This window comes from Rhodococcus sp. AW25M09, assembly GCF_000333955.1.
In the GTDB taxonomy this organism is placed as follows: Bacteria; Actinomycetota; Actinomycetes; order Mycobacteriales; family Mycobacteriaceae; genus Rhodococcoides.
The window spans coordinates 1-14,778 of the sequence record NZ_CAPS01000062.1 but is presented as its reverse complement, the minus strand read 5'-3'; the positions used below and the strand labels follow the sequence as shown (position 1 = coordinate 14,778).

The 14,778-nt window shown below is 64.6% G+C and carries 11 protein-coding genes; all 11 read left to right on the top strand.

Features of this window, described 5'->3' with window-relative positions:
- A partial coding sequence (locus RHODMAR_RS11850; protein WP_008714806.1) for a CaiB/BaiF CoA transferase family protein occupies nucleotides 1–998 on the top strand: 998 nt, incomplete at its 5' end.
- Entirely contained in the window at nucleotides 995–2,560 is a 1,566-nt protein-coding gene (locus RHODMAR_RS11845; protein WP_008714804.1) for a carboxyl transferase domain-containing protein, read from the top strand. The genes RHODMAR_RS11850 and RHODMAR_RS11845, both read left to right, overlap by 4 nt.
- Nucleotides 2,561–2,654: 94 nt before the next feature.
- Nucleotides 2,655–3,761 (top strand): ring-opening amidohydrolase, encoded by a 1,107-nt coding sequence (locus tag RHODMAR_RS11840; RefSeq protein WP_008714803.1) that lies wholly within the window; start codon nucleotides 2,655–2,657, stop codon nucleotides 3,759–3,761.
- Between the two features lie 135 nt (nucleotides 3,762–3,896).
- On the top strand, nucleotides 3,897–5,345 hold the full coding sequence (locus RHODMAR_RS11835) for an amidase (RefSeq protein WP_008714800.1): 1,449 nt from the start codon (nucleotides 3,897–3,899) through the stop codon (nucleotides 5,343–5,345).
- A 42-nt stretch (nucleotides 5,346–5,387) separates the two neighbouring features.
- A complete protein-coding gene (locus tag RHODMAR_RS11830) occupies nucleotides 5,388–7,106 on the top strand; it encodes a PucR family transcriptional regulator (RefSeq protein WP_008714799.1) in 1,719 nt (572 codons plus the stop codon).
- 57 nt (nucleotides 7,107–7,163) lie between these two features.
- Nucleotides 7,164–8,504, top strand: coding sequence for an amidase (locus tag RHODMAR_RS11825; RefSeq protein WP_051047974.1), 1,341 nt, complete (start codon nucleotides 7,164–7,166; stop codon nucleotides 8,502–8,504).
- A 128-nt stretch (nucleotides 8,505–8,632) separates the two neighbouring features.
- Nucleotides 8,633–9,775: an XdhC family protein gene (locus RHODMAR_RS11820; RefSeq protein ID WP_008714796.1), complete on the top strand. Its 1,143-nt coding sequence runs from the start codon at nucleotides 8,633–8,635 to the stop codon at nucleotides 9,773–9,775.
- Nucleotides 9,769–11,433: a helix-turn-helix domain-containing protein gene (locus tag RHODMAR_RS11815; RefSeq protein WP_008714794.1), complete on the top strand. Its 1,665-nt coding sequence runs from the start codon at nucleotides 9,769–9,771 to the stop codon at nucleotides 11,431–11,433. Before RHODMAR_RS11820 ends, RHODMAR_RS11815 begins: the two co-directional genes overlap by 7 nt.
- A gap of 127 nt (nucleotides 11,434–11,560) precedes the next feature.
- A complete protein-coding gene (locus RHODMAR_RS11810; protein ID WP_008714792.1) occupies nucleotides 11,561–12,991 on the top strand; it encodes a uracil-xanthine permease family protein in 1,431 nt (476 codons plus the stop codon).
- 80 nt (nucleotides 12,992–13,071) lie between these two features.
- Nucleotides 13,072–13,992: an FAD binding domain-containing protein gene (locus RHODMAR_RS11805; protein WP_008714790.1), complete on the top strand. Its 921-nt coding sequence runs from the start codon at nucleotides 13,072–13,074 to the stop codon at nucleotides 13,990–13,992.
- Nucleotides 13,992–14,630: a (2Fe-2S)-binding protein gene (locus RHODMAR_RS11800; protein WP_008714788.1), complete on the top strand. Its 639-nt coding sequence runs from the start codon at nucleotides 13,992–13,994 to the stop codon at nucleotides 14,628–14,630. The genes RHODMAR_RS11805 and RHODMAR_RS11800 overlap by 1 nt, the downstream gene beginning before the upstream one ends.
- Nucleotides 14,631–14,778 lie beyond the last annotated feature (148 nt).

Genomic DNA, 14,778 nt, shown 5'->3' with positions numbered 1-14,778 from the left:
GGGATCGACACTCGACGTACTTCCTCTCCTGCAATCGCAACAAGGAATCGATCGCACTCGACCTCAAAGCCGTCGATGGCCGCGCCACGCTCACCGCACTGATCGAGCGGGCGGACGTGCTCGTCGAGAATTTCCGGCCGGGCGTTCTCGACCGCCTCGGATACAGCATGGAAGCACTGCATCGACTCAATCCCCGTTTGGTCATTTTGTCGATCACCGGGTTCGGTCACGACGGCCCCGAAGGGACTCGACCCGGCTACGATCAAATCGCCCAGGGCGAGGCGGGATTGATGTCGCTGACCGGTCCTTCCCGGGACGAGCCCACTCGGGTCGGCGTTCCCATCGGCGATCTGCTTGCCGGTATGAACGGTGCTTACGGCGTGGTCGCGGCACTGCACGAACGCCACAGCACGGGGCGCGGCCGCGTGGTGCGCACCAGCCTGTTGGCGTCCATCGTCGGAGTACATGCGTTCCAAGGAACCCGCTACACGGTGGCCGGAGAGGTACCCCGCCCCACCGGTGGCCACCACCCGTCCATCTGCCCGTACGGGCTGTTCCACTCGTCCGAGGGACTCGTACAAATTGCCGTCGGCAGTGAGGGGTTGTGGCAACGCTTCGCACCTCGGTTCGGTTTGGACCGCGCGGAGTGGGCGACCAATCCGCAACGCGTCGCCGACCGGGATGCGGTGATCGCTGCTGTCGAAGCCGCCTTCGCGGATTGGCCTACCGACAAATTGCTCGGGTTGCTGGCCGACATCGGCATTCCCGCCGGTCGTGTCCGTGATCTCGCCGAGGTGTACACCTGGGAACAGACCCGATCGCAAGGACTCATGATCGACGTAGACCATTCGGCTCTGGGCACGATCACTCTCCCCGGCCCTCCCCTGCGCATGGACGACGACTGCGAGGGTGCCGGTATGCGCACAACGCATGCAGCCCCGCCCACCCTCGACCAACACGGGGACTCGATCCGCGCGTGGTTGGAGACAGCGCGATGACCCGCACCGGCGCGCCTGCCCGGCTCGGCGCGCTCGAACTCGTCGAGATGGTCGTCGACAGTGGCAGCTTCGTCCGGTGGGACACCGAACCGCTACCCCCCATCGGTGTGCACGGGCCTGCGCAGCAGAGCTATCTCGACGAGCTCGAGGCAGCCCGTGAGTCGAGCGGCGTCGACGAATCCGTGTTGACCGGCGAAGCCACCCTCGCCGGACGTCGGGTTGCAATTGTGCTGTGCGAGTTCGGCTTTCTCGCAGGTTCGATCGGCACGGCAGCCGCGGAGAGGCTGGTGCAGGCCGTCGAGAAGGCCACGTCCGAAAAGCTGCCGTTACTGGCCTCCCCCACTTCGGGCGGCACTCGTATGCAAGAGGGCACTGTCGCGTTTCTGCAGATGGTGAAGATCTCGGCCGCAATTGCAGCGCACAAGTCGGCGGGCCTCGCCTACGCCGTCTATCTTCGCCACCCCACTACCGGCGGGGCGCTGGCCTCGTGGGGCTCGCTCGGACACGTGACCGCAGCCGAACCGGGTGCACTCCTCGGGTTTCTCGGCCCACGTGTGTACGAGGCGCTCTACGGAGCGAAGTTTCCCGAGGGCGTGCAAACCAGCGAAAACCTGGCCGCCAGAGGCCTTGTCGACGCGGTACTCCCACCGGAGAAGTTACGCGAGGTGGCGATCTCGGCCCTCGCCGTGCTGTGCGCGCCCCACGAACCGCCGCCACCCGTTCCGAACATCCCGCTCGAACACCTCGAGGACGTGCCGGCCTGGGAATCCATCCAACGGTCCAGGAGGTCGGAACGACCGGGAGTGCGCATGCTCGTGCGGTCGGCGGCGAACAGTGTGACGCCGCTGCAAGGGACCGGGGCCGGTGAGATCGAGCCGGGATTGTTTCTCGCACTGGCAAAGTTCGGTGCCTCGGCATGTGTATTGCTCGGCCAGGATCGCACCTTCGCCGGTCAACCGCTGGGCCCTGCCGGATTACGGGAAGCGCGACGCGGAATGCGGTTGGCCGAGGAACTACAACTGCCCCTCGTCACTGTCATCGACACCGCGGGTGCCGCGTTGAGCAAAGAGGCCGAGGAAGGTGGGCTCGCCGGTGAGATCGCCCGCTGTTTGGTCGAACTCACGACGCTGAAAGCGCCGACGATCTGTCTGCTGCTGGGCCAGGGGGCGGGCGGCGGCGCTCTCGCCCTGCTGCCTGCCGACCGAGTGCTGTGCGCCCAGCACGGCTGGCTCTCGCCCCTACCGCCGGAGGGTGCGTCGGCGATCAAGTTTCACACCATCGACCATGCAGCGGAGATGGCCGAGGAACAGGGCGTGCGCAGCATCGACCTGCTGCGCAATGGTGTCATCGATCGCATCGTGGCCGAGCGCCCGGATGCCTCCGACGAACCCACGGAGTTTCTCTCGCGCCTCGGTACCGTGCTCGAGCACGAGTTGGCCAAGCTCCTCGCGGCCGATCCTGCCGATTTGCTGGCCGGACGCCTGCAGCGATACCGCTACCTGGGGATGTCCGATAACCAAAAAACTGGGTTGATTGGGCAAAGCTTGCCAGTGCACCACTAGCACCAGGATCGATAGCGTTCGACAGGCAAGCACATCGCTGTGCGAACGCCACCTACTTCGCAGTACCAATCAGTCCCCGATGAAGGAGATTTCAGTGCCCGACGCAATCGAGGTCCGCAAGGTCCCGCTTCACAACGTGTCCGATGCCAGCGAGCTGGCGAAGCTCATCGACGACGGGGTGCTCGACGCAGACCGGGTCATCGCGGTCATCGGCAAGACCGAGGGCAACGGTGGGGTCAACGATTACACCCGCATCATCGCCGACCGCGCGTTCCGTGAAGTGTTGTCCGCAAAAGGAACTCGAAGCGCCCACGACGTCGGCGAGGTACCGATCGTGTGGTCCGGCGGAACCGACGGCGTCATCAGCCCGCATGCGACGATCTTCGCCACCGTGCCGGCAGACAAGGCTGTACAGACCGAAGAGCCACGACTGACCGTCGGCGTTGCCATGAGCGAGCAGCTGATGCCCGAGGACATCGGCCGCACCGCCATGATCACCAAAGTTGCTGCGGCAGTCAAAGATGCCATGGCCAACGCGGGAATCACCGATCCGGACGACGTGCACTACGTGCAGACCAAGACCCCGCTGCTGACGATTCACACCATTCGCGACGCCAAGAGCCGCGGCAAGACCGTCTGGACCGAGCAGACGCACGAGTCGATGGACCTCTCCAACGGCGGAACCGCACTCGGTATCGCAGTGGCCCTCGGCGAGATCGACATGCCGACCGACGCAGACGTCATGCACAGTCGCGAGCTGTATTCCTCTGTTGCATCCTGCTCCTCGGGCGTGGAGCTGGACCGTGCCCAGATCGTCGTCGTCGGCAACACTCGCGGCATCGGCGGTCGATACCGCATCGGCCACAGCGTCATGAAGGATGCGCTCGATCAGGACGGCATCTGGGATGCCATCAAGGACGCCGGCCTCGAACTCCCCGAGCGCCCGCGCACCGCTGATCTCGACGGCAAATTGGTCAACGTATTCCTCAAATGCGAAGCGAGCCAGGACGGTACGGTCCGCGGACGTCGCAATGCAATGCTCGACGACTCCGATGTGCACTGGCACCGCCAGATCAAGGCCTGCGTCGGCGGAGTCACCGCAGCGGTGACCGGCGACCCGGCAGTGTTCGTGTCGGTCTCGGCCGCACACCAGGGACCCGAGGGCGGCGGACCCGTCGCTGCGATCGTCGACCTCGGATAGCGCAGAGCTCGAACCCACCGAACGCCGCGCGGAACCGATTCGATTCGGAGCCGCGCGGCATTCGGCCCCTCACCACCGTGTGTTCGAACGACTGCGCACTCGAAAAAACTGTGGATCTCGAACGAAGGAACTCTCATGGCCACCACCGTCGGACCCGCTGCCGAACTTCTGATGTGCGACGCACTCGAACTCAGCGGCAAGATCAAGCGTCGCGAGGTGTCCTGCGTCGAGACCATGACGGCGTATCTGGACCACATCGAGATCCACAATCCCACCGTCAACGCCATCGTGGCCCTTCGTGACCGTGACGAGTTGATCGCTGAGGCGCACGAGCGTGACAACCAGCTGGCGCAGGGGCAGTACCTCGGCTGGATGCACGGTTTTCCCCATGCGGTGAAGGATCTTTCGGCTGTGAAGGGCTTGCCGTTCACCTCGGGATCGGCGATCTTCGCGGATCGGATCGCCGAGGCGGACGACCTTTTCGTCGCCCGGATCAGGGCCGCCGGAGCCATCATCATCGGCAAGACCAACACACCGGAATTCGGCTACGGATCCCAGACCTACAACCCGGTGTACGGCACCACCGTCTCCCCCTACGATCACTCACTCACCGCCGGCGGCAGCAGCGGAGGTGCGGCGGCGGCACTCGCGCTGCGCATGCTGCCCGTGGCCGACGGCACCGACTACATGGGTTCGCTGCGTAACCCGGCGGCCTTCAACAACGTCGTCGGTTTCCGGCCGTCCTGGGGACGGATCCCCGAGCCTGGTTTCATCGCCCAAGGCGCAGTGGCCGGCCCGATGGGACGATCGGTCACCGACGTCGCTCACCTGCTCTCGACGATGGCCGGCCCGGATGCCAACGCGCCGCTCGGGATCGACGAGGACCCGGAGATCTTCACACGCACTCTCGAACGCAGCTTTCGGGGAGCCCGGATCGCCTGGGTCGGTGACTGGAACGGTTATCTGGCCACCGAACCCGGCGTGCTCGACCTGTGCGAATCCTCGTTCCCCATCTTTGCCGATCTCGGGTGCGAGGTCGACGCAGTGCTGCCGAACTACGACCCGGCCCACATCTGGGAGTCGTTCCTGACGTGGCGTTGGTGGGCGCAGCTCGGGATGGCCGACCTCTATGCCGACCCTGCGACGCGGGCCCTGATGAAGCCCGAAATGGTCTGGGAGATGGAGAATGCCGTCTCCCTGAGCGCCCTCGACATCACCAAGGCGGCACAGAAGCGCAACGAGTGGAACGCTGCACTGACGACCCTGTTCGACACCTACGACTTCGTTCTCGCGCCCAGTGCCCAGGTGTTCCCGTTCGACAAGGAACAGCACTGGCCGCAGTCCATCGACGGGCGTTCGATGGACACCTACCACCGGTGGATGGAGACGGTGGTGCCGTGGACGATGAGCGGTGTTCCGATCGCGGCCGTACCGGTCGGTTTCGACGATCGCGGTCTGCCGATGGGGGTACAGATCATCGGCCGCCATGGTGCCGACCGATCCGTATTGCAGCTCGCGTACGCCTACGAGCAGGCCTCGCAATGGGTGGAGCGCGTCGTTCCGCCTGCTCTACAGGTCCGCTGATCCGCTACCTTCGTGACACGACTGGCAACGTACGGTTGAACAATGGATGACATGGTCGGACCACCTCGTCCACTGACGCGAGATCTTCCGGCGTCCGCCAGCTATGCGCTGACCGTGTCGGAACTGCTCGCACTGCCCTCTCTCGCTGGATCCAGCCTGGTCGCAGGCGAGCGCGGCCTCGAAAAGATCGTACGACGAGTCAACGTCATCGAAGTGCCCGACATCCTGCCCTGGGTCAAACAGAACGAACTGCTGCTGACAACGGGTTTCCCACTGCGACATGCCGATTCGGGCCGACCGTTCGGTGCCGGTGCCCTGGTGGAGCTCGTCGAAGGTTTGGCCGAGCGCGGCGCGGCTGCTCTCGGAGTCAAGGAGGGGCGGTACTTCGGGGACGTACCGGCCGCGATGATCGAGGCGGCCGACCGACTCGACCTCCCCCTCTTCCTCATTCGCCGCGACGTCGGTTTCGACGAGGTCATTGCCGAGGTCTTCACCCACCTCGTCGATCGACAGGCGTGGGCACTCGACATCGCCGATCGGATGCACCGGGCGCTCACCTCGATCGTGCTCGAGGGCGGAGACCTGCCACAGATTGCCGACGAGGTCGCCACGCTCTTCGAGGCATCGGTGCTCATCTGCACTCCCGACGGCAGGGTGCAGGCCACGGCCGGTGCCGATGCCGATCTTGCTGCGCTCGAGGAGATGCCTCTGTTCGATCCTTCCGGCAGACTGCTCACCGAGCGCCTCCACGAAGGTCTGCAGCCGGTACCGGGTGACGACACGCACCGCATCGCGGTCGCACCGATCATCGCGGGCGGCACCGACCACGGTCTCATCGTTGCGGTGGCCGAGGCACAACGCCTCGGACCGGTCACCATGCAATCTCTCGAGCGCGCGGCAACAGTGGTCGCGTTGGCGGTCATCAAGAAGCTCGCAGTCTCGGCGGTGGAATCCAAGTTCCGTGGCGATTTTCTGCGCGACGTTCTCAACGGCGCTACCGAGTCCCCCGAACAGATCATCGAGTACTGCGCGCAACTCGACTGGGACGTGAACCGGCGCATGGTCGTCATAGTCGCTCGATTGGACGAGATTGCCGAAGCGGCCGTGAGCAATTCGGTGAAGCCTGCGGTATCCGGACGGCTACCCCAGGAGCGGCTCACCGCAGCCTGGCAACAGGTCGTGCGCCGCCGCGATCGACGGGCACCCGTCGTCGGATTCAGCAACGAGGTCGTCACCCTCATGCCGGCCGAACCGGGCACCGAGCACGAGGTGGTCGACGATCTGATCGCGTCCGTTGCCGGCGACAAGGGTGGTGGCCGTAACTCGTTCGGCGCAGGGGTCAGCCGAGTCATCGACTCCGTCGCCGACATTCCGCGCGCCTACGACCAAGCGCGCAAGGCCGTCATGGTCGGGCGGCGCATGAGCGGTAACGGGTCGGTGGCACATTTCGACAGCCTGGGTGTGCACCGCCTGCTGTCCCTGGTGACCGATGCCGCGGAGTTGCAGGCGTTCGCAAGCGAAGTGTTGGGATCACTCGCGGGCGACGACGCCGATGCTCTCGATCTTCGCCAGACGCTGCAAGCGCTGTTGGATACCAACTGCAACGTCGCCGAAACAGCGCGCGTGCTGCATTTTCACTACAACACCCTCCGCTACCGAATCGGCAAGCTGGAGTCCATCGTCGGTCCCTTCACCACCGATCCCATTCTGCGCCTGGATGTGGCGCTCGCACTGCGCGTTGCGGAGATGAAGGGCCTGTGACGTACGACAAGGAGATAGCAAGTGCTCGAGGGACATTCGATCGGCTCCGATGCTCGCATGCTCGCCGCAGCGGTGAGATCCGGTAGCCTCTCGGCCCGCGAGGTGATCGAACAACACCTCGACCACATCGCCCGCACCAACGCCGATCTGAACGCGATCGTCACGCTGGCAGCCGAATCGGCGAGACGCGAAGCCCACGAGATCGACGCTCGCGTGGCCCGCGGCGAGCCGGTCGGAGCGCTTGCCGGAGTGCCGTTCACGGTCAAGGATTTGATCGCCACCGCCGGTGTTCGTACCACGGCGGGCTCGTTTGCCCTCGCGGACAACGTTCCTCGTATCGACGCACCCGCTGTTGCTCGGATGCGCGCCGAGGATGCGGTCCTCATCGGGAAGACGAACACTCCCGAGTTCGGTTCCAGCGGTCTCACATACAACGACATGTTCGGTTACACCGTCAATCCGCTGTCTCCCGCGGGGACGAAGTTGTCGCCCGGAGGCAGCAGCGGCGGCGAGTCCGCGGCGATCGCGTCGGGCATGAGCGTCCTGGGATTGGGCACCGATTTCGGCGGCTCGGTGCGCTGGCCCGCGCACTGCACGGGTCTGTATTCGATCCGACCGACACCGGGAAGGGTCGATCCGGACGGCCAATATCCCGGTGTGATGCATGATCACCGGGTCCTGACCAACACGGCGACCATGCACGGCGCGGTTCAGACCATCGGACCGATGGCCCGCACCCTGGAGGACCTCACCCTGGCACTGCGCGTCCTGTCCTCACCTCGGTACAGGTGGATCGACCCCGCAGCGGTGCCTATCGGCAAACTCGACATACGTTGGGCAGCAGGAGAAGGAACCATTCCGGTCGACGCCGAGATCCGCGCCGCCACCGAAGCGGCCGCGCTGCGTACGGCCTCGTTCGTCAGGACGCTCGCACCGTACGACGGCACTGCACTGCGCTCCGCCAACGACCTGTTCACGCAGTTACGTGCCTGCGAAACCCAGACCGACATCGAGCAGTACGGGCCCGCCGAGTTCAGTGAGAACATTCGGACGATCCTCGCCGCGGTCCGACCGACGTCGGCGACGGAGGTCGAGGCGCTGTGGGCGAAACGCGCCGAACTGCAGCACCGGTTGCTGGCCGAGATAGGGGACGTGCTGATCCTCCCGGTTGCCTCGATTCTTGCTCCACCGCTCGGAGAGACGAGCTTCGATGTCGGCGGCACCACCCTGTCGTGGTCGCAGGCACTGGCCAGCAGTCGAGCGATCAGCATCCTGGGTCTGCCGTCGGTGGTGGTTCCTGTTGCGACCTCCGAGAGCGGCCTGCCGATCGGTATCCAGATCATCGCCCGGCCGTGGCACGAACACCATGCGCTCGCCATCGCCGCCGCTCTGAGCTAGCCCACGGGGACCGCGACGGCGACTTCTTACAATGACCGGCGTCGGATTTGGTCGAGTTATGTTTCGACCCGAAGCAGCGCCGCCAACTAACGTGATGGGCATCACTCATCCAGTAGGAAGGCGGCGGAATGCGCGACATCCTCGGCGATCTCGCCCCATGGCTGCTCGAGCGTGAGCCGTTCGCACTGGCCACCGTGGTGCGAACCTGGCAGTCCTCGCCCCGCCCCGCAGGGGCGGCCATGGCAGTGTCCGCGTCCGGACAAGTGATCGGCAGCGTCTCCGGCGGTTGCATCGAGGGCGCCTTGTACGAACTTGCCAACGAGGTTCTCGCCGACGGCTGCGCCAGGAGCGAGACCTACCGTGTGGCGGACGACGACGCCATCGGGGTCGGCCTCACCTGCGGCGGCACCATCGAGGTGTTCGTTCGTCTCATCGACGGCGGTGCCTGCGAGTCTCTGGCGAAGGTGTCGCGTCTCATCACGGCGGGTGAACCGGTTGCCGTTCTCACCGAACTGAGCGCCGGGGCACCGACGCGGTACGCAGTTCTCGGATCGGACTTCACCGTCGACTCAGGCTCGCTCGCCGACACGCAGTCCGATGGATCTCCGCTGGGGCCGTCCGTGCGCGCGCAACTGCAACGCGGCGAATCGGGTCTCGACATTCACACGTCCGATGACAGTGAGCGGTCGATCATGGCGGAGGTCTTCGGTCCGCCGCCGCGGATGTACGTCTTCGGTGCCATCGACTTCGCCTCAGCCCTCTGCCACCTGGGCTCGTTCGCCGGCTACGCCGTCACCGTCGTCGACGCGCGCGCCGTATTCGCTACCCCGGCCCGCTTCCCCGAGGCCGTCGACGTCGTGGTCGCGTGGCCGCACACGTTTCTCGAATCTGCGCCGGTCGACGAGCGAACAGTCATCGCGGTGCTCACGCACGACGAGAAGTTCGACATTCCCCTCCTCGAACGAGCGCTGCGCAGCCGTGCTGCATACGTGGGCGCGTTGGGGAGCAGGTCCACTCACCGCCGCCGCATCGAACTCCTCCGCGAGAGCGGGGTGAGCCCGACCGAGCTGGAACGGTTGCACTCCCCTATCGGACTGGACATCGGCGCGAGTACGCCGGCGGAAACCGCGGTGTCGATCGTCGCCGAAATCTTGAAGGTCTCACGGCGAACCACCGGGCTCGAGCTGCGGGACCTCACCGGACCGATTCACCGAGATACGCCGTCCGAGAACGAGACTCGATCGAGCACACGGTCGGCTGTCCGGTGTTGACATTGTGCGAGGATCAGCCGACGACCACGAGTGAAGCACCAGAGACCGTCGCCGATCTTCTCGGCTCGGATCTACTGGCGCACGCGAGGATTGTCGCAGGTCGTGCCGGTCTCACTCGATCGGTATCGCGGGTGAACCAAATCGAGGATCCCGGCGGCATGGCGTTCTATCTGCGACCGGGTGACCTCGTGTCCACGACGAGCGAGACACTCGAGCACATGTCCGAGCCGACGGTGGCCTTCGTGTCCCGATTGCAGTCGATCGGCGTCGCCGGACTTCTCGTGCATGTCGACGCCGAGAGTGCTCTGTCGCCGTCCATTCGGCGCAGCGCAGACGAACTGGGGCTGCCGCTGCTCGAGGTGACCGAGGAACTCGACCCCGACCATCGACTCACCCGGGGCATACGTGAGCGCGCGAAGATGCACGTGCGCGCCATGTTTCGGTCGGACCGCTTGCGTCGGACCCTGACCGACGTGGCTCTGGCCGGTGGCGGGATGGAGGATCTGGCAACCGCGACATCACTCGAATGCGATGTGGCCGTGTCGATCACCACGGTGGATGGCCGAGAGATTGCCACCGCCGGCAGTGCCGAAGAATTGCAGGCCCTTCGCGGCAGCATCGCCCTCGATTCCACCGGGCGGCTCCGGACGGATTCCATCGACGGCGGCCTGGGACTGCACTCGCACCAGGGAAATTCGATTGCAGTATGTGCAATTTCAGCGAACGGAACAGATCACGGGCGCGTGGTCCTGTTCTCCTCTCGCCGGCAACTGACGGAACCGGATCTGTATGCCGCCGATACCGCAGCCGGGGTGTTCGCAGTGGCAGTAGCCCGTGATCTCGCTCTGTCGGCGGTCGAGGACAAGCACCGCTCCAACTTCCTCCGCGATCTCCTTCTGGGGCGAGGCGGCGAGCATGCCCACGCGGTCGCTCATGCCCGCCGGTTCGGTTGGGACATCGGCAGGCCCGTCGTCGTCGTCGCGATCGAACCGATACCTCGCCACGACGACCCGTCGCCCACCCGCAGGCCACTGGTCGATCGGCAGATGGCAGCGTTCTCGAGCGCCTTGGCGCAACGAGATTCGTCCGCTGCGATTGCTGCACTCGGCACCGAAACCGTCATCATCATGGGTAGTGGACCCACCACGGTGTCCGACGTACACGAGATCGTCGAGCGAGTTCACGGCGACGGCGGCGGCGGGCGACAGCCCTTCACCGTCGGTATCTCACGGCCCTGCACTGCAGTGGACGACATCCCGGCAACGTACGCCCAGGCCCGCACAGCGGTGAAAGTCGGCCGCCGGATCGGCGGTGACTGGACCGTCACCGCCTTCGACGAACTCGGTGTGTTTCGCTTGTTGAGCCTGGTGGACAACGAGGACGAACTCGAATTGTTCGCGCGGGAAACCTTGCACGATCTCGCGGGCCACAGTGCCGAAGCCCAGGACATGCGCAAGACCCTGGACATGTTGTTGGCCACGAACATCAATATCGCGGAAACTGCTCGCGCACTGCATTTCCACTACAACACTCTCAGATACCGCATCACGAAACTCGAAAAGATCCTGGGGCCATTCACCGATCACGCAGATCTACGGCTCGATCTTTCCCTCGCACTCAAAATCATGGCGATGCGCGCCACCGACCACCAGATGTGACGACTGAGCCATAGAGCGCTTGGCAGATTGCGCCCATATCCGCCACACAATACCGCAGTAGCGTTGCAACACAACACTTTACACGCCGACGAACCTCTCGGTTCGGTACGTTGAAGGAAGGCTCGAAATGCCGATCTGGAAAATTCACGGAGACGGAAAGAACGTCGCACCAGGCGAGGTGGTCGCACCCAACGAACGCCTCAACTGGGGCCGCACCATCAGCCTCGGCGGCCAACATGTCGTATCGATGTTCGGGGCCACGTTCGTCTTCCCCATCATCATGGGACTCAATCCTCAACTGGCCATTCTGATGTCGGGCTTCTGCACCATCTTCTTCCTGCTGATGGTCAGGGGCCGGATTCCCAGTTACCTCGGGACCTCCGCAGTCTTCGTCGGCGGGGTCGCCGCAATCCGGGCACAGGGTGGCACATCTGCCGAAGTCACCGGTGCCATCCTGGTATCCGGACTGGTACTGGCCCTGGCCGGCCTCGCCATCCACATCATGGGCGGCGGCGTCGTGATGAAAGTACTACCCCCGGTCGTCACCGGCGCGGTGGTGATGTTGATCGGCTTCAACCTGGCACCTGTCGTCGCCAGCACCTACTGGCCTCAGGATCAGTGGGTCGCTCTCGCAGTGATGTTCGTCCTGATCGTCATGAGCGTGGCACTACGCGGATTCCTGGGACGCGTCGCGATCCTGTTGTCTCTGGTGTTCGGGTACCTGCTCTCGTGGATCCTCGATCTCGTATCGGGCCCCATCACGTCATACGACGCCACGGCCGGCATGGTCACCGAGCATTTCAGGGTCAATTGGTCGGGTGTCGAATCTTCGCAGTGGTTCGGTCTGCCGCCGTTCAGTGACGAGGCCAACGGCATCGTGGGTATCCATGCACCCTCGTTCAGTCTTGCGTTCATCGTTCTCGTACTGCCCGGCGTCATTGCACTCATCGCCGAGAACGCCGGGCACGTCAAGGCCGTAGCGGAGATGACCGGAGACGACCTCGACCCCATGATGGGACGCGCACTGGCAGCCGACGGTTTGGCTACCGTCATGGCCAGCTCGGTCGGTGGCTCGCCCACGACGACCTACGCCGAGAACATCGGCGTCATGGCCGCAACCAAGGTGTATTCGACGGCCGCGTACACGGCCGCCGGAATCATTGCGATGATCCTCGGATTCTCCCCGAAGTTCGGCGCACTGATCTCGGCCACACCCGGTGGGGTACTCGGCGGCATCACCGTCGTGCTCTACGGAATGATCGGCCTTCTGGGCGCAAAGATCTGGTACGAGAACGGTGTCGACTTCGGCAACCCGCTCAACATGATGCCCGTCGCTGCAGGCCTCATCATCGCCATCGGAGACACCTCGCTCGTCTTCAGCGACTCGTTCTCGTTGAGCGGTATCTCCTTGGGCACCATCGTCGTCATCGGGCTCTACCACCTGTGTGCACGCATCGCCCCGGCGCACATGAAGGCACCGAGCAACCACTCACCCACCGGTCGATCGGCCGCTCGCAGGAGCAAGAGCGAGATGGGCCCCCTCGAGCCGTTGCGGTAACGAGCGATTGCCACACTGAGGCGTGACGTTTGTCACCTCTTGACGAAACACTTATCGACACGGGCAGGCAGGATCGGGATATGAAACCTTCGCCACTTAAATACCATCGACCTCGGTCGATCGAGGAGGCGTGCGAGATCCTCGCGGGCGTCGACGGCAAGGTCCTGGCCGGCGGACAGTCGCTGATTCCGATGCTGTCGATGCGTTTGGCAGCCCCCGGCAACCTGATCGACATCACCGGCATCGACGGGCTCGACGAGATCACTGCCTCGGCGCACTCGGGTGTCACCTTCGCAGCGCTCGCGACGCATGCTTCCGTGGCTTCGAACCGCGGGGCCGCTCAGACCCAGCCGCTGCTCGGACGAGCACTGCAGTTGGTGGCCCACGCGACCATCAGGAATCGTGGGACCACGGTCGGATCCATCGTCCACGCCGACCCCTCGGCCGAGATGCCCGCCGTGATCCGGTTGCTCGACGGTTCGGTCACGGTCCAGTCGGTGCGGGGGCGACGCGAGATCGCTGCGAAAGACCTGTTTCTCGGTCCGCTGGAGTCGTCGCTCGAGACCGATGAGATTGCCATCTCGGCGACGGTTCCCGCAGCTCGAACAGGTGTCGGAACCGCTATCGACGAAATCGCGCGCCGGCATGGCGATTACGCGCTCGTCGGGGTTACCGCCCGTGTCTCCGTGGACGACGACGCGGTGCGCAGCGCCCACGTCACCTATGTCTCGGCCGGCGAATTCGGCGAGGTCGTCGACTACACCGATGTGATCGACGGTGCATCGATCTCCGACGCCCGGGATCCGAAATGGAACGCTCTGTCCGAGGCCGCTCGGCATCGCATCGAGACCGAGCCGGATATTCACGCCACAGCTGCCTACAGATCTCAACTCGTCGCAGCACTGACGGCAAGGGTGGTGATGGCCGCCGCACTCGACGGCGCATCCTCGTTGACCACTCACCGATCAGGCCTGCACGTCGATTCCGGAGTGAACCAGTAATGACGACAACAGATATCGAACAACAGCTCGACGATCTGATGACCGAGACCGGCGAACAACACGTACAGGTGACGTTCACGCTCAATGCCACGAAGCAGACAATCGTCGTTCCCGCCCGAACGATCGCATCCGATGCCATCCGCCACAACCTTCGCCAGACCGGCACCCATGTGGGATGCGAGCACGGCGTGTGCGGCGCCTGCACCGTTCTGCTCGACGGTAAACCCGTCCGGGCCTGCTTGATGCTGGCCGCCAGCCTCGAGGGCCAGAGTGTCACCACGGTGGAGGGTTTGGTGGAGCCGGACGGCACGCTGCACCCCGTGCAGCAGGCATTCAAGGACTGCCACGGTCTGCAATGCGGCTTCTGCACACCAGGATTCGTCACCACCATCGCCGCGTTCCTCGAGGAGAACGAATCTCCGACGCAGGAAGAAGCCACCGAGGCCATTGCCGGCAACATCTGCCGGTGTACCGGATATCAGAACATCAAGGCGTCGGTGCTGCGGGCTGCCGAGATCAAGCGTGAGAGAGCGGGCGAATTCCCTCTGGGGCCCGACGACGAATCGAGCCGAGCTGCACTCGATCGGAAAGTTCGCGGAGCCACCAATCCCGTCGGCGGACGGCTGGGCCGGGCATGAGCACTACCCGCACGGTCCCACCGCACACCCCGACCAACACCGCTCCACTCTTCGGCCAGCCGCTGTCGCGGTCCGAGGACACGCGGTTGCTGAGCGGGAAGGGCCGGTATCTCGACGACCTCGGACACGGCGCACTGATCGCTGCCTT